This window comes from Pseudomonas sp. LBUM1655 (assembly GCF_059716085.1).
In genome coordinates this window covers 5039944-5062549 of record NZ_CP166801.1, presented here as the reverse complement: position 1 = coordinate 5062549, position 22606 = coordinate 5039944, and the positions used below count along the sequence as shown (strand labels likewise).

Sequence of the window (22606 nt, the reverse complement as noted above, 5' to 3'; positions counted from 1 at the left end):
TAAGTCCTGATCACGATGGCCCTACTGCAGATCGCCGAACCCGGCCAAAGTCCTCAACCGCACCAGCGTCGTCTGGCTGTGGGGATCGACTTGGGCACTACCAATTCGCTGGTCGCTGCGTTGCGCAGTGGTCTTTCCGAGCCATTGGCCGACGCTGACGGGCAGGTCATCCTGCCGTCTGCCGTGCGTTACCACGCCGATCGCGTCGAAGTCGGCGAGTCGGCCAAGCTGGCCGCCGCTTCCGATCCTTTGAACACCGTGCTGTCGGTCAAGCGCTTGATGGGTCGTGGTCTGTCCGACGTCAAGCAATTGGGCGAGCAACTGCCATACCGCTTTGTCGGTGGCGAGTCGCACATGCCGTTCATCGACACCGTGCAAGGCCCGAAAAGCCCAGTCGAAGTTTCCGCCGATATCCTCAAGGTGTTGCGTCAGCGTGCTGAAGCGACGTTGGGTGGCGAACTGGTCGGCGCGGTAATCACCGTTCCGGCGTATTTCGACGACGCCCAGCGCCAGGCCACCAAGGATGCGGCGAAACTCGCTGGTCTGAATGTGCTGCGCCTGCTCAATGAGCCGACCGCCGCCGCTGTGGCTTACGGTCTGGATCAGCACGCTGAAGGCCTCGTAGCGATTTATGACTTGGGCGGCGGCACCTTCGATATTTCGATTTTGCGTCTGACTGGCGGTGTTTTCGAAGTCCTGGCCACCGGCGGCGATAGCGCGCTGGGCGGCGATGACTTCGATCACGCGATTGCCGGCTGGATCATCGATAGTGCGGGTCTGTCCGCCGATCTCGATCCGGGCGCACAACGTAATCTGCTGCAAACCGCCTGCGCGGCCAAAGAAGCCCTGACCGATGCGGCCAGTGTTGAAGTTGCCTATGGCGACTGGAAAGCACAGCTGACCCGCGAAGCCTTCGATGCGCTGATCGAGCCGATGGTCGCGCGTAGCCTGAAAGCCTGCCGCCGCGCCGTTCGCGATTCCGGCGTCGAGCTGGATGATGTACACGCCGTGGTCATGGTCGGCGGTTCGACTCGCGTTCCTCGTGTTCGTGAAGCCGTCGCCGAAGCGTTCGGTCGTCAGCCGTTGACTGAAATCGATCCGGATCAAGTGGTGGCCATCGGGGCCGCGATCCAGGCCGATACCCTGGCTGGCAACAAGCGCGATGGCGGCGAACTGCTGCTGCTCGACGTGATTCCGTTGTCCCTGGGGCTGGAAACCATGGGCGGCCTGATGGAGAAGGTGATTCCGCGTAACACCACCATCCCTGTCGCTCGCGCACAAGATTTCACCACTTATAAAGACGGCCAGTCGGCCATGGCGATCCACGTATTGCAGGGCGAGCGCGAGCTGATCAGCGATTGCCGCTCGCTGGCGCGCTTTGAATTGCGTGGCATTCCAGCAATGGTGGCCGGTGCGGCGAAGATTCGCGTGACCTTCCAGGTCGATGCCGACGGTCTGCTCAGTGTTTCCGCTCGTGAACTGGGTTCGGGCGTCGAGGCGAGCATTCAGGTCAAGCCGTCCTACGGTCTGACCGACGGCGAAATCGCCAAGATGCTGAAAGATTCGTTCCAGCATGCCAATGACGACAAGGTCGCCCGTGTCCTGCGCGAGCAGCAAGTTGATGCCCAGCGCCTGATCGAGGCGGTGCAGGGCGCTCTGGAGGCTGATGGCGAGCGTTTGCTCGACGCCGAAGAGCGCATGGTCATCGACATGCAAGTGCAGGAACTGACCGAACTGATGAAAGGTACTGATGGTTACGCCATCGAGCAGCAGACCAAGCGTCTGTCGCAAGTGACCGATGCTTTTGCTGCCCGCCGCATGGATCTGACGGTGAAAGCCGCTCTGTCGGGGCGCAATCTGAATGAAATCGAGGATATCTGATGCCGCAGGTCATTTTTCTGCCCCACGAGAAGTTCTGCCCGGATGGCATGGTTGTGGAGGCTGAGCCGGGGACTTCCATTCTCGAGCTGGCCCACGAACACCATATCGATATGGAAAGCGCCTGTGGTGGCGTCTGCGCTTGCACTACTTGTCACTGCATCATTCGTGAAGGCTTTGACTCGCTGGAAGAAGCGGATGAGTTGGAAGAGGATTTTCTTGATCGGGCCTGGGGTCTGGAAGCGCAATCGCGTCTAGGCTGTCAGGCGATTGTCGGGACTGAAGACCTGACCGTTGAAATTCCGAAATACTCGCTCAACCATGCTGCCGAAGCGCCGCACTGATTCAAGGAAGCTGACATGAGTCTGAAATGGGTTGATGTGCAGGAAATCGCTATCCAGCTGGCAGAAAGCAAGCCGGATGTTGATCCAAGATCGCTTAACTTCGTCGATCTGCGCAAATGGGTGATGGAATTGCCCGAGTTCGATGATGCGCCGGATCGCAGTGGCGAGAAAGTTTTGGAGGCCATTCAGGCCTACTGGATCGAAGAGCTCGACTGAGCCCACGCTACAGGTTAGGCAATACCAAAGAACCCGCGTATAATTCGCGGGTTTAATTTTTCGCAAATTACCGTTTCTGGAGTTACACCATGGCTGTTCAACGTACTTTCTCCATCATCAAGCCTGACGCAGTTGCAAAAAACGTCATCGGCGAGATCACCACTCGTTTCGAAAAAGCAGGCCTGCGCGTTGTAGCTTCGAAACTGAAGCAACTGTCCAAAGCTGAAGCTGAAGGCTTCTACGCTGAGCACAGCGCTCGTGGTTTCTTCGGCGATCTGGTTTCCTTCATGATCTCCGGTCCAGTTGTTGTTCAGGTTCTGGAAGGCGAAAACGCTATCGCTCTGAACCGTGAGCTGATGGGCGCTACCAACCCTAAAGAAGCTGCTGCCGGCACCATCCGCGCTGATTTCGCTGATTCCATCGACGCCAACGCTGTTCACGGTTCGGACTCCGAAGCCGCAGCTGCTCGTGAAATCTCGTACTTCTTCGCAGCTACTGAAGTAACCACTCGCTAAGCATTGGCTTAAGAGTGAAGGTGAATCCATGACTACATCGACTGTAAAAACCAACCTGCTGGGTCTGACTCAACAGGAAATGGAAAAATTCTTCGACTCAATCGGGGAGAAGCGTTTCCGTGCCGGTCAGGTAATGAAATGGATTCACCACTTTGGTGTCGATGATTTCGACGCCATGACGAACGTCAGCAAGGCCTTGCGCGACAAGCTCAAGGCTATTGCTGAGGTCCGTGGTCCTGAAGTGGTCAGCGAGGACATTTCCAGCGACGGCACCCGTAAGTGGGTGGTGCGCGTGGCGTCCGGCAGCTGTGTCGAGACCGTGTACATTCCCCAGGGCAAACGCGGCACTCTATGCGTTTCGTCCCAGGCAGGCTGTGCCCTGGACTGCAGTTTCTGCTCCACCGGCAAGCAAGGCTTCAATAGCAACCTCACCGCCGCCGAAGTCATCGGACAGGTGTGGATTGCCAACAAATCTTTCGGCAGCGTCCCGGCAACCGTCGACCGTGCCATCACCAACGTGGTGATGATGGGCATGGGTGAGCCGCTGCTGAACTTCGACAACGTCGTGGCCGCCATGCATCTGATGATGGATGACCTCGGCTACGGGATCTCCAAGCGCCGCGTGACCCTGTCCACGTCGGGTGTGGTGCCGATGATCGATGAGCTGGCCAAGCACATCGACGTCTCCCTGGCGTTGTCCCTGCACGCACCGAATGACGCATTGCGTAACCAATTGGTGCCGATCAACAAGAAATATCCGCTTAAGATGCTGCTCGAATCGTGCCAGCGCTACATGTCCGCCCTTGGCGAGAAGCGTGTGCTGACCATCGAGTACACCTTGCTCAAGGACATCAACGATAAAGTTGAGCATGCGGTGGAAATGATCGAGCTGCTGAAGAACATTCCGTGCAAGATCAACCTGATCCCGTTCAACCCGTTCCCGCATTCCGGGTACGAGCGGCCTAGCAACAACGCTATCCGCCGGTTCCAGGATCAGCTGCATCAGGCCGGTTTCAACGTCACCGTGCGCACCACCCGTGGTGAAGACATCGACGCCGCTTGTGGTCAATTGGTAGGGCAGGTGCTGGATCGCACCCGCCGCAGCGAACGTTACATCGCCGTGCGTGAGTTGAACTCCGACGGCGATCTGGCACAGAACGCTGCGAACACTAACTAAGAGAGGATCTCTATGTCCCTGCGCTTTGCGCTGCTGTTGCTGTTGGCCAGCCTGTGTGCTGGTTGTGTTCTGTCGGGTGACTACAACCCGATGAAGACCAGCAAGGGCCGCGACGAGGCGCGCGCTGCCTATGTGCAGTTGGGACTGGGATACTTGCAGCAAGGCATGACCGAGCGGGCCAAGGTGCCGCTGAAGAAGGCGCTGGATCTGGACGACTCGGATCCTGACGCCAATGCTGCCCTCGGGCTGGTGTTTCAGGCCGAAATGGAGCCGAAACTGGCTGACGAGCACTTCCGCAAGGCCTTGTCCGGTCGCCCCTCCGATGCGCGCATCCTCAACAACTACGGCAGTTTTCTCTACGAAGAACAGCGTTACAAGGAAGCCTACGAGCGTTTTGAACAGGCCGCCGCCGATACCCTGTATCCTGAGCGCTCTCGTGTGTTCGAAAACCTCGGCATGACCGCATCGAAGCTGGGGCAGCGCGATCTGGCGCAGCAGCAACTTGAAAAAGCCCTGCGACTGAACCGTCAACAACCGCGCGCGCTGCTCGAAATGGCTGAGTTGTCATTCGAAGACAGGCATTATGTGCCCGCACGTGACTATTACGACCGTTTCAGCCTGCTTGCCGAACAAAATGCACGTAGTCTATTGCTCGGTGTTCGGCTGGCAAAAGTGTTTGAAAATCGCGACAAGGCCGCCAGTTATGGCCTGCAATTAAAACGACTCTATCCCGGTACGCCGGAATATCAGCAATACCTGTCGGAGCAATGATGAAAGCGGCGCATCCCGAAGTTGTAGCAGCGAATCGCGTTAACCCCGGTGAGACCCTGCGCCAGGCACGCGAAAGCAATGGCTGGTCGCTGGCCGAAGTGGCCCTCAAGCTCAACCTCACCGTGACTTCCCTGAGTAATCTTGAAGCCGGCGCTTTCGACAAGCTGCCGGGGCATACCTTCGCTCGCGGTTACATTCGCGCCTATGCCAAGTTGCTCGGCATGGACCAGACCGTTCTGGTTCAACAGTTCGACCAGTCCACCGGCACCGACTCCCAGGGCAGCAATGTCCATGCGCTCGGTCGTATCGAAGAGCCGGTGCGTGTTTCTCACACCATTTTGCGTATCGTCAGCCTGCTGTTGCTGATCGCGGTCATCGGCGGTGGTTTCGTCTGGTGGCAGGATCAGACTTCGCAGCGCAGCAAAGACTTGACCAGCCTGGCTCCGGAGCACGTCGAAGTCGAAGGCGCCGATGGCACCACGCAGATTCACCCGATCGATGAGCCGGAAGATCAGGCCGTCGCCGAAAATCAGGCCGAGGGCGCAACCGCTCTGGCGCTGCCGCAATCGGAAACTACCGCTGAATCGACCGGCGCCGAGCCTGCTGCTCCGGCAACCACTCCAACGGCACCGGCCGCTCCCGTTGCAACGCCAACTGCACCGGTTCATACGCCCGCGCCAGTGGTCGCCACCCCGGCTACGAACGTACCGGCCACTCCAGCGCCGACCGTCACCGCACCGGTTGTTCCTGCGACGCCTGCACCAGTCGCAGAAGCGACCGCACCGCTCGCCGGAGAAGGTCAGGTGCAACTGCAGTTCACCGCCGATTGCTGGGCACAGGTTACCGATGGCCGCGGCAAAGTACTGTTCAGTGGTCTGAAGCACAAAGGCGATAACGTTTCCGTTAGCGGTAAACCACCGCTTGCCGTGCGTCTGGGCGTGGCCCGCGCGGCACAGGTCAGCTACAACGGCCAGCCGGTCGATATCGCTCCGTTCACCAGTGGCGAGACTGCTCGCCTGAAGTTGGGTCAATAAGTCATGCACGGCGAATCTCCAATCAAACGTCGCGAATCGCGCAAGATCTGGGTCGGCAACGTACCGGTGGGCGGCGATGCGCCTATCGCTGTGCAGAGCATGACCAACAGCGACACCAATGATGTTGCCGCCACCGTGGCGCAGATCAACCGTCTGGAAGCCGCCGGCGTCGACATCGTCCGCGTTTCGGTGCCGGACATGGACGCCGCCGAGGCGTTCGGCAGAATCAAGCAACTGGTCAAGGTGCCGTTGGTTGCCGACATCCACTTCGACTACAAGATCGCCTTGCGCGTAGCCGAACTGGGTGTGGACTGCCTGCGCATCAATCCGGGCAACATCGGCCGTGAAGACCGCGTGCGTGCCGTGGTTGATGCTGCCCGTGATCGCGGGATCCCGATCCGCATCGGCGTCAACGCCGGTTCCCTGGAAAAAGACCTGCAAAAGAAATACGGCGAGCCGACCCCGGCTGCGCTGGTTGAATCAGCCCTGCGTCATGTCGAGCACCTCGAACGCCTGAATTTCCAGGACTTCAAGGTCAGCGTGAAGGCATCCGACGTGTTTATGGCCGTCGAAGCCTACCGTCTGCTGGCGAAAGAAATTGTTCAGCCACTGCACCTGGGCATCACCGAAGCCGGTGGATTGCGTTCGGGCACAGTGAAATCCGCCGTGGGCCTAGGTATGCTGCTCGCCGAGGGGATTGGCGATACTATCCGCATCTCGCTGGCGGCCGACCCGGTCGAAGAAGTGAAAGTCGGTTACGACATCCTCAAGTCTTTGCATTTGCGTTCCCGTGGCATCAACTTCATCGCCTGCCCGAGCTGCTCGCGGCAGAACTTCGATGTGGTCAAGACCATGAACGAGCTGGAAGGGCGCCTTGAAGACCTGCTGGTGCCGCTGGATGTCGCGGTGATCGGTTGTGTGGTCAACGGCCCCGGCGAAGCCAAGGAAGCCCATATCGGCTTGACCGGCGGTACGCCAAACCTGATTTACATCGATGGCAAGCCGTCGCAGAAACTGACGAATGACAATCTGGTGGACGAGCTGGAAAGGCTGATCCGCCAGAAAGCGGCCGAGAAGGTCGAAGCTGACGCAGCGGTTATCGCGCGCGGCTGAGCCTGACTGAAAGCCGAACGAATTTAAGGATTTATAGTGAGCAAGTCATTGCAAGCCATCCGTGGCATGAACGACATCCTGCCCGAACAGACCCCGCTGTGGCGTTATTTCGAGAGCACGGTCGCGCGTCTGCTGGATAACTACGGTTACAAGCAGATCCGCATGCCGATCGTGGAGTTCACCGAGCTGTTCAAGCGCTCCATCGGTGAAGTGACCGACATCGTTGAAAAAGAGATGTACACCTTCGAAGACCGCAACGGTGACTCCCTGACCCTGCGTCCGGAAGGCACCGCGGCGTGCGTGCGTGCCGTGCTCGAGCATGGCATCACCGGCGGCGGCCAAGTGCAGAAGCTCTGGTACATCGGCCCGATGTTCCGCCACGAGCGTCCCCAGAAAGGCCGTTATCGTCAGTTCCACCAGATCGGTCTGGAGGTGTTCAACCTCGACGGTCCGGACATCGATGCCGAGCTGATCATCATGACCTGGCGCCTGTGGGGCGAGCTGGGCATTCGTGATGCGGTCAAACTCGAACTCAACAGCCTCGGCACCAGCGAGTCCCGTGGTCGTTATCGTGAAGCGCTGGTCGAGTACCTCTCTGCGCACCACGACAAGCTCGACGAAGACAGCCAGCGTCGCCTGAAAACCAACCCGCTGCGCGTGCTCGACACCAAAAATGCCGACACCCAGGCCGTGCTGGTCGATGCGCCGAAGATGGCGGATTACCTCGACGACGAATCCCGTGCCCACTTTGAAGGCCTGAAGGCCCGTCTGGATGCCGTTGGCATTCCTTACGTGCTCAACCCGAAGCTGGTTCGTGGCCTCGATTACTACAGCAAAACCGTTTTCGAATGGGTCACCGACAAGCTCGGCGCCCAGGGCACTGTTTGCGCGGGCGGCCGTTACGACGGTCTGGTCGAGCAGATGGGCGGCAAGCCGACCACCGGCGTTGGTTTCGCCATGGGCATCGAACGTCTGGTGCTGATGCTCGAAACCCTGGAGCAGATCCCGGAAGAAATCTCCCGTCAGGTCGATGTCTATCTCTGCGCCTTCGGTGAAGAAGCCGAGCTGGCGGGTCTGGCCTTGGCCGAACGTGTACGTGATCAGCTTCCAAACCTGCGTCTGCAAGTCAATGCCGGCGCCGGCAGCTTCAAAAGCCAGTTCAAGAAAGCCGACAAGAGCGGTGCGCTGTACGCACTGATCCTGGGTGACGACGAAATGGCCCAGCAAGTGGTAGGTTTCAAACCCCTGCGTGGCCAGGGCGAACAACAAAGCATTGCCTGGGATGCGCTTGCCGCTCACCTGGCCACCTGCGTCGTGCAGGGTTGAAGCTGTCTTAACAGCCGATTTAGCGATTAAGGAGTATTGGGGTGTCGAGTACCGAAGACGAACAGTTGGCGGATTTGAAAGACTGGTGGACACGCAACGGCAAACCTCTGGTCACCGGCGGCCTGTTGGCGCTGGTCATCGTGTTCGGCTGGCAGGCTTATCACAAGTATCAGGGCAACCAGTCGCAAGGCGCCTCGGTGCTCTATCAGCAACTGCTGGAAACCACGCTGACCCCGGACGGCAAGCCTGACGCAGCCCGCGTTGCGGATCTGGCCGGCAAGCTCAACAGCGAGTTCGGCGGCACTGCCTACGCGCAGTACGGCAGCCTGTTCGTGGCCAAGGTTGCTGTCGACAGCGGCAAGCTGGATGACGCGGCGACCGAGCTGAAGGCCATCGTCGACAAACCGGCCAACCCGGCGCTGGGCGAAATCGCCCGTCAGCGTCTGGCACAGGTGCTGGGCGCGCAGAACAAGGCCGAAGACGCCCTGAAGCTGCTCGATGGCGATGCCGACAAAGCATTCCTGGCCACTCGCGAAGAACTCAAGGGCGACCTGCTGGTGCAGCTGGGCCGTACCGATGACGCGAACAAGGCGTATCAAAAAGCCAAGGCGGCACTGTCGGATGAAGCGGCGGTCGGTGGCCTTCAAATCAAGCTCGACGACCTGGCCAAAGGGGATGCGTGACGTGATCCGTTGGAAGCATGCAGCATTGCTGGCTCTGGCCCTTCTGGCCGCGGGTTGCAGCAGCAACAGTAAAAAAGAATTGCCACCGGCCGAGCTGACCGACTTCAAAGAAGAAGTGGTTCTGCAAAAGCAGTGGAGTCGTTCGATCGGTGACGGTCAGGGCGAAACCTACAACATGCTGGTGCCGGCGATCGACGGTGACACCATCTACGCGGCCGATGTGACCGGCGTGGTGATGGCCATGGATCGCAGCAACGGCGACGTGAAATGGAAACAGGATCTCGAACTGCCTGTCTCCGGCGCCGTTGGCGTGGGTTACGGTCTGGTTCTGATCGGTACGCTGCGTGGCGAAGTCGTCGCTCTGGACACCATCAACGGTGAAGAGAAGTGGCGTGCTCGCGTGAACAGCGAAGTCCTCGCGCCGCCGGCCAACAACGGCGACGTGGTGGTGGTGCAGACTCAGGACGATCGTCTGATCGGTCTGGATGCCTCCACCGGTACTCAACGCTGGGTGTATGACAGCACTCCGGCCGTTCTGACCCTGCGTGGCACCAGTGCACCGCTGGTGACCAACCGCCTCGCGGTGGCGGGTCTGTCGACCGGTAAAGTGGTCGCTCTGGACATTTCCAACGGCGTACCGGTGTGGGAACAACGCATCGCGATTCCACAGGGTCGTTCGGAACTGGAACGCGTTGTCGACATCGATGGCGGTCTGCTGCTTTCCGGCGGCACACTGTACGTTGCCAGCTATCAGGGTCGCGTTGCGGCACTGGATCTGGAAAGCGGTCGTCAACTCTGGCAGCGCGATGCGTCGAGCTACGCCGGTATTGCTCAGGGTTTCGGCAGTGTTTACGTGAGCCTGTCTTCGGGCACCGTTGAAGGCGTCGACGAGCGTTCCACCACCGCGCTGTGGAGCAACGACTCGCTGGCTCGCCGTCAACTGTCGGCTCCGGAAGTGTTCTCCAGCTACGTGGCTTTGGGTGACCTGGAAGGTTATCTGCATCTGCTAAGTCAGGTTGACGGTCGTTTCGTCGGCCGTGAGCGCATCGACAGCGACGGCCTGCGTGCCCGTCCGCTGGTGGTGGGTGACACGATTTATGTGTATGGCAACAGCGGCAAACTGGAAGCCCTGACCATCAAGTAACAACTATGCTTGGGGATAACACCCCAGGCAGCTTCACTTGTGGGAGTGAACCTGTTCGCCCTCACAGTGTTGCCCCGAGCACCAGCCGCTGCCTAGCAGCGGCTTTTGTATTTTCTGAAATAACGAAGTGGAGAGCCGCATGGTTCCCGTAATCGCCCTGGTGGGCCGACCGAACGTCGGCAAATCCACCTTGTTCAACCGCCTGACCAGGACTCGCGACGCCATCGTCGGCGACTTGTCCGGTCTGACCCGTGATCGCCAGTACGGTGAGGCCAAGTGGCAAGGGCGTTCCTACATTCTGGTCGACACCGGTGGTATCTCCGGTGACGAGCACGGTATGGACGAAAAAATGGCCGAGCAGTCGCTGCTGGCCATTGAAGAAGCAGATGTTGTGCTGTTCCTGGTAGATGCCAAGGCCGGTTTTACCGCCGCCGACCAGATGATCGCCGAACACTTGCGCAAACGTAACAAGCGCTCCTACGTGGTTGCCAACAAGGTCGACAACATCGACCCGGAAATGGCCCGCGCTGAATTTGCTCCGTTGGGCATGGGGCACGCGATTCCGATCGCGGGTGCTCACGGCCGTGGCATCACTCAGATGCTGGAAATCGCCCTGGGCGATTTCCCGAGAGACGAAGAAGAGCCGGAAGACGGCGAAGAAGAACTCGTTGCCGAAGGCGAGGAAGCCAAGCGCATTCCTGGCCCGAGCGAAAAAGACGGGATCAAGATCGCCATCATCGGTCGTCCGAACGTTGGCAAGTCGACCCTGGTCAACCGCATGCTCGGTGAAGACCGGGTAATCGTCTATGACCAGCCCGGCACTACCCGTGACAGTATCTACATCCCGTTCGAACGGAATGAAGAGAAGTACACGCTGATCGACACCGCCGGTGTACGCAAGCGCGGCAAGATCCACGAAGAAGTCGAAAAATTCTCCGTGGTCAAAACCCTGCAGGCGATCAAAGACGCCAACGTGGTGATCTTCGTGATGGACGCCCGCGAAGGTGTGGTCGATCACGACCTCAACCTGCTGGGCTTTGCCATCGAGTCGGGTCGTGCGCTGGTGATCGCGATCAACAAGTGGGACGGTATGACGCCGAGCGAACGCGACTTCGTGAAGGTCGAGCTGCAGCGTCGTCTGTTCTTCGTTGACTACGCCGACATCCACTTCATCTCGGCGCTGCACGGTACTGGCGTGGGCAACCTCTACGCTTCCGTACAGAACTCGTTCAAGTCGGCGGTCACCCGCTGGCCGACCAACCGTCTGACCCAGATTCTGGAAGACGCTGTTGGGGAGCACGCGCCACCGATGGTCAACAACCGCCGGATCAAGCTGCGTTACGCCCACTTGGGTGGTGCAAACCCGCCGATCATCGTGATCCACGGTAACCAGATCGAGAAAGTACCGAAGTCGTATGTGCGCTATCTGGAGAACACTTACCGTCGTGTGCTGAAGCTGGTCGGTACGCCGATCCGCATCGAGTTCAAGGGCGGCGAGAACCCGTACGAAGGCAACAAAAACACGCTGACCGACCGCCAGGTCAACAGGAAGCGTCGGATGATGTCGCACACCAAGAAAGCCGACAAGAAGCGCCGCGACAAGAAGTGATCCGAGGCCCTGCACAATTTTGTGTGGGGCTTTTGTGGTAAGGGGATTTATCCCCGATGGGCTGCGCAGCAGCCTCAAAACCTGTGCCCGCGGTGTATCAGTCAAACCGCATTCAACGGATTTGCGACTGCTTCTCAGCCGATCGGGGATAAATCCCCTCGCCACAGGTATCGCGGTGTTTTACAAAGAAGAAGGGCGCCGGTTGGCGCCCTTTTTTTATGGGCGCCGGATGGGCTATTCTCGGGCTCTCCCGCGCCGTCGTCAGAGCCGGGTGTTGAGCAGGGAACCCCCGATGATCACCAGTAAGCTGCCGAATGTCGGCATCACTATTTTCACGCAGATGTCTCAGCTCGCGGCGCAGACCGGAGCCATCAACCTGTCCCAGGGTTTTCCTGATTTCGACGGCCCGCAGTCCCTGCTCGATGCGGTCGGTCGGCATATTGCCAGTGGCCACAACCAGTATTCGCCGATGACCGGTCTGCCGGCGCTGCGCGAGCAGATCGCGGCAAAAATCGTCCGCAGCTATGGCGTGAGCGTGGATGCTGACAGCGAACTGACGGTGACCCCGGGAGCGACCCAGGCGATCTTCTGTGCGATTCAGGCAGTTATCCACAGCGGCGACGAAGTCATCGTCTTCGACCCGTGTTACGACAGTTATGCACCTGCAACGGAGCTGGCCGGCGGTCGCTGCGTGCATGTGCAGTTGGCAAGCGACGACTTTTCCATCGATTTCGAGCAACTCAGCGCTGCCATCACGCCGCGCACGCGAATGATCGTCCTCAACACCCCGCACAACCCGAGCGGTGCCCTGATCAGCCGTGCCGAGCTGGATCAACTGGCCGCATTGATCCGCGATCGCGACATCTATCTGATAAGCGATGAGGTCTATGAACATCTGGTATTCGACGGCGTGCCGCATGTCAGCGTGCTCGCTCACGAAGAGCTGTATCAACGCGCCTTCGTGGTCAGCTCGTTCGGCAAGACCTATCACGTCACTGGCTGGAAAACCGGTTATGTTGTCGCGCCGCCAGCGCTGACTGCCGAATTGCGCAAAGTGCATCAGTACGTGAGTTTCTGCGGCGTCACGCCGCTGCAATATGCCTTGGCTGATTACATGGCCGAGCACCCGGAGCACGTCGAAGAGTTGCCGGGCTTCTATCAGGCCAAACGCGATCTGTTCTGCGATCTGCTGGCACCGTCGCGATTCAGCTTTACCCGAGTCACCGGTACTTACTTCCAACTGGTCGATTACTCGCAGATCCGTCCCGACCTGAACGATGTCGAGATGGCCATGTGGATGACCCGCGAACACGGCGTGGCGAGCATTCCGGTGTCGGTGTTCTATCAGAGCCCACCCGAAGGCCAGCGCCTGGTGCGTCTGTGCTTTGCCAAACGCGAGGAGACGCTGCGCGAAGCGGCGGCAAAACTATGCGTGATTTGAGTATGTTGCCCGATCTCAATCTGGCGCTGATCCAGACCAGCCTGGCCTGGCATGATCGTCAGGCCAATCTCGAGCATTTCGATGCGTTGCTGGAGCAGGCGCAGGGGGCGGATCTGATTATCCTGCCGGAGATGTTCACCACCGGTTTTTCCATGGAATCAGAAACCCTCGCCGAAGCCGAGAACGGCCCGACCAGCAAATGGCTGCGGGTTCAGTCGGCGAAGCTCAACGCGGTGATCACCGGCAGTGTCATTATTCAGGCCGCCGACGGTAGCCATCGCAATCGCCTGTTGTGGGCGCGGCCCGACGGTGAAGTGCTGCATTACGACAAGCGCCATCTGTTCCGCATGGCCGGCGAGCACAACCATTACACCCCCGGCGAGCGCCAGGTGCAGTTCGAACTCAAGGGCTGGCGGGTTCGGCCGCTGATTTGCTATGACCTGCGCTTCCCGGTGTGGAGCCGGGATGCGCAAGACACCGATCTGCTGCTCTACACCGCCAACTGGCCCGGCGCGCGTCGTCTGCACTGGAATCGTCTGTTGCCGGCCCGGGCCATCGAAAACCTCTGCTACGTGGCGGCGGTCAATCGCGTCGGTACCGATGGCAAGGGTTTCGCGTACACGGGAGACAGTCAGGTGCTGGATTTCCAGGGTGAGACGTTGCTGGCGGCGGGGGAGGCTGATGGCGTATTCAAGGTTGTGCTGGAAGCGGCGCCACTGGCGGCTTATCGCGAAAGATTCCCGGCTAATCTGGATGCCGACACCTTCGAATTCACCTGAAATTCAAGCGGTGACGGGGAGGGCCCTTTCGCGAGCAGGCTCGCTCCCACATTGGAATGCGATCCTCCTGTGGGAGCGAGCCTGCTCGCGAACGGGGCTTTGAAATCTGCACAAAAATGTCAGGCAAAAAAAGGCCCCGGAGTTCGCACTCCGGGGCCTTTTGCATTTCAGCAGTCGATTAAGCCGCTTTCGCTTCCGGCTGGCTCAACGAGCGGTTCAGTGCACTGAACAGCGCCTTGAAGCTGGCGGTGGTGATGTTTTCATCAATGCCCACGCCGTGTACTGCACGTTCACCATTTACACGCAGCTCGATGTAGGCCGCTGCTTTGGCGTTGGTGCCCGCGCCGATCGCGTGTTCGTTGTAGTCCATGATTTCCACCGGAATCGGCAGGCCGGCCACCAATGCTTCCAGCGCACCGTTGCCCTTGCCACGCCAGTGCAGGTTGGTTTCGCCCTGACCCTTGCTCGCCACTTCCACTTCGACGGCGCTGTTGCCGTTTTCTTCCTGCAGGCGATGGCTGACCAGCGCGTACGGGGTGTTGGCTTGCAGGTATTCACTGATCAACAGCGAGTGAATCTGCTTGGCGGTCATTTCCAGGCCCAGGCGGTCGGTTTCACGCTGCACGACTTGGCTGAACTCGATCTGCATGCGACGCGGCAGGCTGATGCCGTACTCCTGCTCCAGCAAGTAAGCAATGCCGCCCTTGCCCGACTGGCTGTTGACGCGGATCACCGCCTCGTAGCTGCGACCGATGTCGGCCGGGTCGATCGGCAAGTACGGCACTTCCCACAAAGCGTCCGGTTTCTGCTGGGAGAAGCCCTTGCGGATCGCGTCCTGGTGGGAGCCGGAGAACGCGGTATGGACCAGGTCGCCAACGTACGGGTGACGTGGGTGAACCTGGATCTGGTTGCACTCTTCGACGACTTTGCGCACGCCGTCGATGTCGGAGAAGTCCAGTTGAGGGTCGAGGCCTTGGGTGTACATGTTCAGTGCGACAGTGACGAGGTCGACGTTACCGGTACGCTCGCCGTTGCCGAACAGGCAGCCTTCAACACGGTCGGCGCCGGCCATCAGGCCCAGCTCGGTGGCAGCCACGCCGGTACCACGGTCGTTGTGGGTGTGCAGGCTGATGATGACGCTGTCACGACGGTTGATGTTACGGCCGAACCATTCGATCTGGTCGGCGTAGATGTTCGGGGTCGCGCACTCAACGGTGGCCGGCAGGTTGAGGATCATCTTGTGCTCAGGCGTCGGGTTCCAGACCTCGATCACCGCGTCACAGACTTCCTTCGCGAACTCCAGCTCGGTGGCGCTGAAGGTTTCCGGCGAGTACTCAAAGGTCCACTCGGTGTCCGGCTGCATCGCTGCGTATTTGACGAACAGTTTGGCGGCGTTGACCGCGATGGCCTTGATGCCGTCCTTGTCCTGATTGAAGACGATGCGACGGAAAGAAGGCGAGGTGGCGTTGTACAGGTGAACGATGGCTTTCTTCGCACCACGCAGGGATTCGAAGGTGCGCTCGATCAGGTCTTCACGGCCCTGGGTCAGCACCTGAATGGTGGTGTCGTCCGGGATGTGGCCTTCTTCAATCAGGGTACGCACGAAGTCGAAGTCGGTTTGCGAAGCTGCCGGGAACGAGGCTTCGATTTCCTTCACGCCCACTTGCACGAGGGTTTTCCAGAAGCGCAGCTTTTTCACCGCGTCCATCGGTTCGATCAGCGACTGGTTGCCGTCACGCAGGTCGGAGCTGCACCAGATCGGCGCTGCGTCGATGGTTTTCGACGGCCAGGTGCGATCCGGCAGATTGATGACAGGGAACGCGCGGTACTTGGAGGACGGATCTTTGAGCATGCTCATCGGGAAATTCCTTATTGTCTGGGCCGAAAAGAGGCGGCCTGCCGGTGGAACGAATGTTCTTGGAAAAGCGTGGGACGAGGCGCAGCGATTCAGCCCGGCAGTCGTGCGCTGACGAGGCACAGGCTGCGGTGCTGGCGAAGCTGAATAAGGGTGTGAGAGGTTTTCATGCTTTCAACCCTAACCGCGGGTGGGGAGGATGGCAAGCAGTCGAAAAAAATTGAGAGGAATACTCGAAAAGAGAGGGTTCGCGCGATTTTATTGTGTGATAAGCCAGAGAGTGTCTGGATTTTTGCGCAGGGTTTGATGGGGGCGCAATTGAAAGAGGTGGGTTTCAGCGGTATTTGTGGTGGGGAATAGGCCGCTATCGCGAGCAAGCTCACTCCTACGGGGGAGTTGTGTTGTGAACACGATCAACTGTAGGAGTGAGCCTGGTCGCGATGAGGCCAGAAGCCTCGCTGAATAAATCAGGGCTGGAACGCCCCAATGAAAATCGCCGGATCCACCCGCGCATCATTCAGGCTGATATTCCAGTGCATATGCGGCCCGGTCGCCCGGCCAGTCGAGCCGACCTTGCCCACCACTGCACCCCGCGCCACTTGATCACCCACCTTCACATCAATCTTCGACATATGGCAGAACATGCTGATAAAGCCCTGACCGTGGTCGACAAACACCGTATTGCCGTTGAAGAAGTAGTTACCGGTCAGAATCACCTTACCCGCCGCCGGGGTCTTGATCGGCGTGCCGGCCGGCACCGCGAAGTCCAGGCCTGCGTGCGGATTGCGCTCTTCGCCGTTGAAGAAGCGACGCACACCAAACTTGCTCGACAGTGGCCCGTTGACCGGTTTGTCCAGCAACAGGTTGCTCGGCGTGTTCGGGCTGAAGCTGCGGTAGGCCTTGATCTGCTCGGCCAGTTCGCCTTCGATGCGCTTGAGGTTGGCCGGGTTTGGATTGACCTGTTGGGTGTTCTTCAGGGTGATGCGCTGTTCCGGATATTTTTTGTTGCCGACCGTGAACGGCAGATTGCGCCCGCCAGTGCTGATTTGCTGCGATCCCGGTTTGACGGTCAGTGGCACGCCGACAATCGCCAGCCAGTTGTTCTGCTCTTTGACCACTAACACCGGTTTGCCCTGATAGGTGGCTTTCGGCGCTTGAGCGGCAGCGCCCAGATCAACCACTGCCACGCCGCCCGGCACCGGTTTGTTCAGCAGCCGGGTGATGTAACTGTCGGCGTGGGCGTTGAAGGTCAGACAGAGTAAAAACAATGGAGCCAGAAAACGCGGCATGGATCAGTCCAGTAAAGAGAGGGTGACGGGCGTCAGGTGATTGTCCTCGACGCGCACTTGCAGTTCGCCTTCGCCGAGCTTGGCTTTCAGGCGCTGGCCGGTGTGGGTCTGCGCGGCGTTGCGGATCGCGTTGCCGCGCTCATCCAGCAGAATGCTGTAACCACGGCCAAGGGTTGCCAGCGGGCTGACCACATGCAGCGTCTGCATCTGACTGTGCAGTTGCAGACGACGGTTTTTCAGGCCTTCACGCATCGCTCGCGGCAAACGTTCGGCGAGGCTGTCGAGGCGCTGGCGCAACATCGCCAGTTGCCGTCCCGGATGCTGCCCGGCGAGGCGGGTTTCCAGGCGAATCAGGCGTTCGCGTCGAGTATTGAGATGACGCTCGAAGGCCCGGCGCATACGCATGTCGAGGTCGTCCAGACGCTGAGCCTGCTGGCGCAGACGCTCGCCGGGATGGCGCAGGCGCCGGGCCATGCCTTCCAGACGAAGACGATCGCGCATCAAACGGTCACGCATGCGCATGACCAAACGGCGATGCAGGCTTTCGACCTGACGGATCAGGTGGCTGGAATCGGGAGCGAGCAGCTCGGCGGCAGCGGAAGGCGTGGGTGCGCGGACGTCGGCAACGAAGTCGCTGATCGACACATCGGTTTCATGGCCGACGGCGCTGACAATCGGTGTCACACAAGCATCGACTGCGCGGGCCACGGCCTCTTCGTTGAAACACCAGAGGTCTTCCAGCGAGCCGCCGCCACGGGCGAGGATAAGAGCGTCAAATCCGCGGGCATCGGCCATTTTCAAGGCGCGGACGATCTGCGCAGTGGCTTCGCGGCCCTGCACGGCAGTCGGAATCAACGTCAACTGAACCTGCGGTGCACGGCGGCGGAACACGCTGATGATGTCGCGGATCACCGCGCCAGTCGGCGAACTGATGATGCCGATGCGTTGCGGATGCGCCGGCAGCGGCACTTTGCGTTCGGCGCTGAACAGGCCTTCGGCGCTGAGCTTTTCCTTCAACGCATCGAAGGCCAGACGCAGCGCGCCGTCACCCGCCGGCTCCACGGTGTCGAGAATCAGTTGATAGTCACCACGGCCCTCGAACAGCGAGACCTTGCCGCGAACCTTCACGGCCAAGCCGTCTTTCAGCGCCTGGCGCACGCGTGCAGCGTTCTGACGGAACAAGGCGCAACGCACCTGCGCGCCGCTGTCCTTGAGCGTGAAATAGATGTGGCCGGACGCCGGGCGGGCGAGGTTGGAGATTTCGCCTTCGACCCAGATGTTGCTGAACACGTCTTCGAGCAACACCCGCGCGCGGCCGTTGAGCTGGCTGACGGTCAGGACTTCACGGTCCAGGCCAAGTCTTGCAAAGGGATCTTTAATCATGGGGCGCAGTTTAAAGGCATTCGCCGGTGAATGTCTGGAGGAAGTGTTGCACCAGCGGTGTCGGATTTTGCCGATAGGCGAGGGCCACAGTGCTTTGGCAATCTGGATCGGCCAGCGGTAGAAATCTTACGCCGGACGGTGCGATGTCCTGCATCGACTCGGGCAGCAGGGCGATGCCGAACCCCGCCTGAATCAACTGCAATTGCGTGGTTTTGCGCGACATCACTCTCGCGGCTTTCGGGAAGAAGCCCTGGCGCATGCACAGGTCGGCGCATAAATAGCTCAGGCGACCGCGCTGCGGATGGGGAATCGAAATGAACGGCTCGTCTTTTAATTGCGCCAGTTCGACAATTCTCAGGTCAGCCAATCGATGACTCGCCGGCACCGCTAACAGCAAGCGTTCAGTAAACAGGGGCGTAACCTGAATACCCTCGCGCTGACGCAACACCGGCAGACGCAGCAGGCCGATATCGAGGCGACCTTCGGCCAGTTCCTCCAGTTGCGCTTCCGACGACAGTTTGCCGATGTCCAGCGACACGCCTTGCTGCTGATCAAGGTAAGTGCTGATGTCGCGCAGCAATCGCCCGCTGATCGGTACGGTACTTGAGTGACTCAAGCGCAATGTGCCGAGTTGACCGTGGCCGACTTCGGTGGCCATGGTGCTGGCCTTGTTCAACTCAATCAGCAGATTGCGCGCTCGCGGTAACAACGCTTCACCCGCCGCCGTGAGTCGGGGTTGCCGTGCTGTGCGCTCGAACAGCGGGGTTTGCAGACGGGTTTCCATGTCTTTGATCTGGCGGCTCAGTGCCGATTGCGCGATGAACAAACGCTCGGCCGCCGCACTGAAGCTGCCGCATTCGGCGATTTCCACGAAGTAACGCAGTTGACGGGTTGAAAGCACAAGACATGCCTTTTCGAGATGGGTTGGCGACTTTGAAGATATTAGTCGCAACCCTCGGCGGTGGCTAAAGTCATCAAAGGCTTATAAAGGAAGTCGAGCGATGAGCGTTGTGGGGCTGCTGAGTGAGTGGGCATGGGGTGCCGAGGGCTGGGCGGTGATCGGATTGGCGATCGCGCTGGCCTATATCGTGTTTGGCATTGCCGGTTTCGGCACGGCGCTGGTGGCGGGGCCGATTCTGATTCTGTTCATGCCGTTGTCGAAGATTGTGCCGTTGCTGGTGCTGCTGGATTTTGTCGCTGCGTTTGGCAATCTGCTGCCATCGCGGCGGGACGTGGCGAAACCCGAATTGCTGCGATTGCTGCCGTGCATGGCGGTTGGTTGCACGTTGGGGGTGATTTTTCTGCTCAATCTCAAATCCGATCTGTTGTTGCTGTTGATGGGGCTGTTTATCAGCGCTTATGCGATTTACAGCCTGTGGATCAAAGCGCGGCCCGCACAACTGTCAACTGCGTGGTCGGTGCCGATGGGGACGGTGGGCGGGTTGTTCGGAGCGTTGTTTGGCAGTGGTGGCTTTCTATACGCTATCTATCTCAATAGCCGACTGCCTAAAGACGCGGCCCGGGCTACGCAAAGTGCGCTGATCAGTTGCAGCACGGTGGTGCGCTTGAGCCTGTTCGCCATCGCCGGTGTTTATGCCGAACTACCCTTGCTAATGCTGGCGCTGTGTCTGTTGCCTGCCATGGCGCTGGGGTTGTGGATCGGGCGGCGCTTGACCATGCGGTTGTCCCGCGAGGCGTTTGTGCGGCTGGTGACGTGGTTGGTGCTGGCGAGCGGCATTGCCTTGATCGGGCGCTATTTGAGTACTTGACCGGATTTCGTCAGGGATTAAGCTGCCGGCTTTTAGGGCCTCTTCGATTTGCTCGCGAAGGCGTCAGAAGCCATACCGCAGGACTTTCCATGAATTCGCAAAGCATCATCGTCCCGAAAATCTCCACCCTGCCGGTCCACGAACCCCGGGCCCGGGCGATCGTGCGCTGGCTGGTGCGCAAGAACATCATCGAGGAAGAACTGACCACCTGCGGCCGCACTGGCAACCGCATGGCGCACGCTATTGCCCATGGTGCCCGCGCCGTGGTGCTGCACCCCGAGGCGTTGCCGTTCGGCGAGCCGATCAACGGCTTGGAAATCGTCACCAAGCGCTGCATCTACACCCCGGCCAAGGGATTTCTGGAAGAGGCTGGTTGCGCCGAGTGCCGCCGCGAAGTTGGTGAAGCGCTGTTCGAAAGCCTGGAAGACTGGATGCCAGGGCGCACCGACAACTTCACTTGCCCGGAATGCGGGCATGAAGACGACATCAACGGCTTTCTGTATTTGCAGGAATGCGCGTTCTCCAACCTGGGGTTCATCTTCAACAACTGGCTGGAAGCCGGGTTCAAGCAGAGCTTTATCGACGAATTCGCCGATTGGCTGGATCAACCTGTCTCTTGGGTCAAGGTGGAACTGTAGAAGCGGCGATTCCCGTACATCAGCAACATTGATATTAAGCAGAGTTTTACGTTGAACAGCGGGGGGTGTCTGACTATAATGGCGCGCTTCCATTTTCCCGCTCGGGAGCCCCCGCGATGCTGCGTATCAGCCAAGAAGCTCTGACATTCGACGACATTCTCCTAGTGCCCGGTTATTCCGAGGTGCTTCCTAACGAAGTCAGTCTCAAGACCCGCCTTACCCGTGGCATCGAACTGAACATTCCTCTGGTTTCTGCTGCAATGGACACCGTTACTGAAGCCCGTCTGGCAATTGCCATGGCTCAGGAAGGTGGCATCGGCATTATCCACAAGAACATGACCATCGAGCAGCAAGCTGCCGAAGTTCGCAAGGTCAAGAAGTTCGAAGCCGGCGTCGTCAAGGATCCGATTACCATCGAGGCAGATGCCACGGTTCGTGATCTGTTCGAATTGACCCGCATGCACAACATTTCCGGCGTACCGGTACTGCACGATGGCGACCTGGTCGGTATCGTCACTTCCCGTGACGTGCGTTTCGAAACCCGTCTGGATGCCACCGTCCGTGAAGTGATGACGCCTAAAGAGCGTCTGGTCACCGTACGCGAAGGCGCCGACAAGAACGAAGTCCGCGAGCTGCTGCACAAGCATCGTCTGGAAAAAGTTCTGATCGTCGATGACAAGTTTGCCCTCAAAGGCATGATGACCGTCAAAGACATCGAAAAAGCCAAAGCCTACCCGCTGGCCAGCAAGGACGATCAAGGTCGTCTGCGCGTTGGCGCTGCCGTTGGTACCGGTAAAGACACCGGTGACCGCGTAGCCGCGCTGGTCAATGCCGGTGTGGACGTGGTGGTGGTCGACACCGCTCACGGTCACTCCAAAGGCGTGATCGACCGCGTTCGCTGGGTTAAACAGAATTTCCCTGAAGTGCAGGTGATCGGCGGCAACATCGCCACCGGCGCAGCCGCCAAGGCCCTGGCCGAAGCTGGCGCCGATGCGGTCAAGGTCGGTATCGGCCCTGGCTCGATCTGCACCACCCGCATCGTCGCCGGTGTTGGCGTCCCGCAAATCAGTGCCATCGCCAACGTTGCTGCCGCCCTTGAAGGCACCGGCGTACCGTTGATCGCCGACGGCGGCATCCGTTTCTCCGGTGACCTTTCCAAGGCCATCGTTGCCGGTGCTTCCTGCGTCATGATGGGCTCGATGTTCGCCGGTACTGAAGAAGCGCCGGGCGAGATCGAACTGTTCCAGGGCCGTTCGTACAAGGCTTATCGCGGTATGGGTTCGCTGGGCGCCATGTCCCAGGCTCAAGGCTCTTCCGACCGTTACTTCCAGGACTCCTCGGCAGGCGCCGAGAAACTCGTTCCGGAAGGCATCGAAGGCCGTGTGCCGTACAAAGGCACCCTGAGCGCGATCATTCACCAGTTGATGGGCGGCCTGCGTTCCTCGATGGGCTACACCGGCAGCGCCGACATCGAAGAAATGCGCACCAAGCCTGAATTCGTGCGGATCACCGGCGCCGGCATGGCCGAATCCCACGTTCACGACGTGCAGATCACCAAAGAAGCGCCAAACTACCGCGTAGGTTGAGCCTTCAAGCAACAAGCTAAGCAACCGGGGCTGTTTTATTCAGCCCCGAGTTGTTT

General features: G+C 59.4%; 21 protein-coding genes. 17 read left to right on the top strand and 4 right to left on the bottom strand.

Annotated features, from left to right (window positions below; all coding sequences use genetic code 11):
* Window positions 1-15 precede the first annotated feature (15 nt).
* From hscA to ACA074_RS22495, 14 genes are all read left to right on the top strand, one after another.
* Window positions 16-1881 carry a Fe-S protein assembly chaperone HscA gene (gene hscA, locus ACA074_RS22560; protein ID WP_489878770.1) on the top strand — a complete coding sequence of 622 codons (1866 nt, stop codon included), beginning with the start codon at window positions 16-18 and terminating at the stop codon, window positions 1879-1881.
* Entirely contained in the window at window positions 1881-2222 is a 342-nt protein-coding gene (fdx, locus tag ACA074_RS22555) for an ISC system 2Fe-2S type ferredoxin (RefSeq protein ID WP_497615308.1), read from the top strand. Before hscA ends, fdx begins: the two co-directional genes overlap by 1 nt.
* Window positions 2223-2237: 15 nt before the next feature.
* The gene (gene iscX, locus ACA074_RS22550) at window positions 2238-2438 is read left to right on the top strand and encodes a Fe-S cluster assembly protein IscX (protein ID WP_194691274.1); all 201 of its coding nucleotides are present in this window, start codon (window positions 2238-2240) and stop codon (window positions 2436-2438) included.
* 89 nt (window positions 2439-2527) lie between these two features.
* Window positions 2528-2953: a nucleoside-diphosphate kinase gene (ndk, locus tag ACA074_RS22545; protein WP_042560926.1), complete on the top strand. Its 426-nt coding sequence runs from the start codon at window positions 2528-2530 to the stop codon at window positions 2951-2953.
* 28 nt (window positions 2954-2981) lie between these two features.
* Window positions 2982-4130: a dual-specificity RNA methyltransferase RlmN gene (gene rlmN, locus ACA074_RS22540; RefSeq protein ID WP_497677835.1), complete on the top strand. Its 1149-nt coding sequence runs from the start codon at window positions 2982-2984 to the stop codon at window positions 4128-4130.
* A 12-nt stretch (window positions 4131-4142) separates the two neighbouring features.
* Window positions 4143-4901: a type IV pilus biogenesis/stability protein PilW gene (gene pilW / locus ACA074_RS22535; RefSeq protein WP_497677834.1), complete on the top strand. Its 759-nt coding sequence runs from the start codon at window positions 4143-4145 to the stop codon at window positions 4899-4901.
* Window positions 4901-5935, top strand: coding sequence for a RodZ domain-containing protein (locus ACA074_RS22530; protein WP_497677833.1), 1035 nt, complete (start codon window positions 4901-4903; stop codon window positions 5933-5935). Before pilW ends, ACA074_RS22530 begins: the two co-directional genes overlap by 1 nt.
* Before the next feature lie 3 nt (window positions 5936-5938).
* Window positions 5939-7048: a flavodoxin-dependent (E)-4-hydroxy-3-methylbut-2-enyl-diphosphate synthase gene (ispG, locus tag ACA074_RS22525; RefSeq protein ID WP_095190527.1), complete on the top strand. Its 1110-nt coding sequence runs from the start codon at window positions 5939-5941 to the stop codon at window positions 7046-7048.
* Between the two features lie 36 nt (window positions 7049-7084).
* Entirely contained in the window at window positions 7085-8374 is a 1290-nt protein-coding gene (hisS, locus tag ACA074_RS22520) for a histidine--tRNA ligase (RefSeq protein WP_201236920.1), read from the top strand.
* 41 nt (window positions 8375-8415) lie between these two features.
* Entirely contained in the window at window positions 8416-9057 is a 642-nt protein-coding gene (locus tag ACA074_RS22515; protein WP_489878773.1) for a YfgM family protein, read from the top strand.
* Entirely contained in the window at window positions 9050-10201 is a 1152-nt protein-coding gene (bamB, locus tag ACA074_RS22510) for an outer membrane protein assembly factor BamB (RefSeq protein ID WP_497677832.1), read from the top strand. Before ACA074_RS22515 ends, bamB begins: the two co-directional genes overlap by 8 nt.
* A 139-nt stretch (window positions 10202-10340) precedes the next feature.
* Complete coding sequence (der, locus tag ACA074_RS22505) at window positions 10341-11810, top strand: ribosome biogenesis GTPase Der (RefSeq protein ID WP_187680628.1); 1470 nt, start codon at window positions 10341-10343, stop codon at window positions 11808-11810.
* Between the two features lie 292 nt (window positions 11811-12102).
* The gene (locus ACA074_RS22500) at window positions 12103-13251 is read left to right on the top strand and encodes a pyridoxal phosphate-dependent aminotransferase (RefSeq protein ID WP_401272020.1); all 1149 of its coding nucleotides are present in this window, start codon (window positions 12103-12105) and stop codon (window positions 13249-13251) included.
* The gene (locus tag ACA074_RS22495) at window positions 13239-14030 is read left to right on the top strand and encodes an amidohydrolase (RefSeq protein ID WP_497677831.1); all 792 of its coding nucleotides are present in this window, start codon (window positions 13239-13241) and stop codon (window positions 14028-14030) included. Before ACA074_RS22500 ends, ACA074_RS22495 begins: the two co-directional genes overlap by 13 nt.
* Window positions 14031-14208: 178 nt before the next feature.
* Here ACA074_RS22495 and leuA read toward each other — a convergent pair whose 3' ends face one another.
* From leuA to ACA074_RS22475, 4 genes are all read right to left on the bottom strand, one after another.
* Window positions 14209-15888, bottom strand: a complete 1680-nt coding sequence (gene leuA, locus ACA074_RS22490; RefSeq protein WP_489878776.1) for a 2-isopropylmalate synthase — start codon at window positions 15886-15888, stop codon at window positions 14209-14211.
* Window positions 15889-16352: 464 nt separating this feature from the next.
* A complete protein-coding gene (locus ACA074_RS22485) occupies window positions 16353-17174 on the bottom strand; it encodes a peptidoglycan DD-metalloendopeptidase family protein (RefSeq protein ID WP_489878777.1) in 822 nt (273 codons plus the stop codon).
* Between the two features lie 3 nt (window positions 17175-17177).
* The gene (gene xseA, locus ACA074_RS22480) at window positions 17178-18557 is read right to left on the bottom strand and encodes an exodeoxyribonuclease VII large subunit (protein ID WP_401272023.1); all 1380 of its coding nucleotides are present in this window, start codon (window positions 18555-18557) and stop codon (window positions 17178-17180) included.
* 10 nt (window positions 18558-18567) lie between these two features.
* A complete protein-coding gene (locus tag ACA074_RS22475) occupies window positions 18568-19458 on the bottom strand; it encodes a LysR family transcriptional regulator (protein WP_497677830.1) in 891 nt (296 codons plus the stop codon).
* 100 nt (window positions 19459-19558) lie between these two features.
* On the opposite strand from ACA074_RS22475, the gene ACA074_RS22470 reads away from it, so the two are divergent.
* From ACA074_RS22470 to guaB, 3 genes are all read left to right on the top strand, one after another.
* A complete protein-coding gene (locus ACA074_RS22470) occupies window positions 19559-20326 on the top strand; it encodes a sulfite exporter TauE/SafE family protein (protein ID WP_497677829.1) in 768 nt (255 codons plus the stop codon).
* 89 nt (window positions 20327-20415) lie between these two features.
* Window positions 20416-20964, top strand: a complete 549-nt coding sequence (locus ACA074_RS22465; RefSeq protein WP_497677828.1) for a sugar ABC transporter ATPase — start codon at window positions 20416-20418, stop codon at window positions 20962-20964.
* Window positions 20965-21080: 116 nt separating this feature from the next.
* The gene (gene guaB / locus ACA074_RS22460) at window positions 21081-22550 is read left to right on the top strand and encodes an IMP dehydrogenase (RefSeq protein ID WP_187680619.1); all 1470 of its coding nucleotides are present in this window, start codon (window positions 21081-21083) and stop codon (window positions 22548-22550) included.
* Window positions 22551-22606 lie beyond the last annotated feature (56 nt).

Excerpts from the sequence above, each read along its gene's own strand:
- iscX (WP_194691274.1), top strand. The coding sequence starts at position 2,238 with ATGAGTCTGAAATGGGTTGATGTGCAGGAAATCGCTATCCAGCTGGCA.
- ndk (WP_042560926.1), top strand. The coding sequence starts at position 2,528 with ATGGCTGTTCAACGTACTTTCTCCATCATCAAGCCTGACGCAGTTGCA.
- guaB (WP_187680619.1), top strand. The coding sequence starts at position 21,081 with ATGCTGCGTATCAGCCAAGAAGCTCTGACATTCGACGACATTCTCCTA.
- ACA074_RS22465 (WP_497677828.1), top strand. The coding sequence starts at position 20,416 with ATGAATTCGCAAAGCATCATCGTCCCGAAAATCTCCACCCTGCCGGTC.
- fdx (WP_497615308.1), top strand. The coding sequence starts at position 1,881 with ATGCCGCAGGTCATTTTTCTGCCCCACGAGAAGTTCTGCCCGGATGGC.
- der (WP_187680628.1), top strand. The coding sequence starts at position 10,341 with ATGGTTCCCGTAATCGCCCTGGTGGGCCGACCGAACGTCGGCAAATCC.
- ACA074_RS22530 (WP_497677833.1), top strand. The coding sequence starts at position 4,901 with ATGAAAGCGGCGCATCCCGAAGTTGTAGCAGCGAATCGCGTTAACCCC.
- ACA074_RS22495 (WP_497677831.1), top strand. The coding sequence starts at position 13,239 with ATGCGTGATTTGAGTATGTTGCCCGATCTCAATCTGGCGCTGATCCAG.
- ACA074_RS22470 (WP_497677829.1), top strand. The coding sequence starts at position 19,559 with ATGAGCGTTGTGGGGCTGCTGAGTGAGTGGGCATGGGGTGCCGAGGGC.
- rlmN (WP_497677835.1), top strand. The coding sequence starts at position 2,982 with ATGACTACATCGACTGTAAAAACCAACCTGCTGGGTCTGACTCAACAG.
- bamB (WP_497677832.1), top strand. The coding sequence starts at position 9,050 with ATGCGTGACGTGATCCGTTGGAAGCATGCAGCATTGCTGGCTCTGGCC.
- hscA (WP_489878770.1), top strand. The coding sequence starts at position 16 with ATGGCCCTACTGCAGATCGCCGAACCCGGCCAAAGTCCTCAACCGCAC.
- ACA074_RS22500 (WP_401272020.1), top strand. The coding sequence starts at position 12,103 with ATGATCACCAGTAAGCTGCCGAATGTCGGCATCACTATTTTCACGCAG.
- ispG (WP_095190527.1), top strand. The coding sequence starts at position 5,939 with ATGCACGGCGAATCTCCAATCAAACGTCGCGAATCGCGCAAGATCTGG.
- xseA (WP_401272023.1), bottom strand. The coding sequence starts at position 18,557 with ATGATTAAAGATCCCTTTGCAAGACTTGGCCTGGACCGTGAAGTCCTG.
- ACA074_RS22485 (WP_489878777.1), bottom strand. The coding sequence starts at position 17,174 with ATGCCGCGTTTTCTGGCTCCATTGTTTTTACTCTGTCTGACCTTCAAC.
- pilW (WP_497677834.1), top strand. The coding sequence starts at position 4,143 with ATGTCCCTGCGCTTTGCGCTGCTGTTGCTGTTGGCCAGCCTGTGTGCT.
- leuA (WP_489878776.1), bottom strand. The coding sequence starts at position 15,888 with ATGAGCATGCTCAAAGATCCGTCCTCCAAGTACCGCGCGTTCCCTGTC.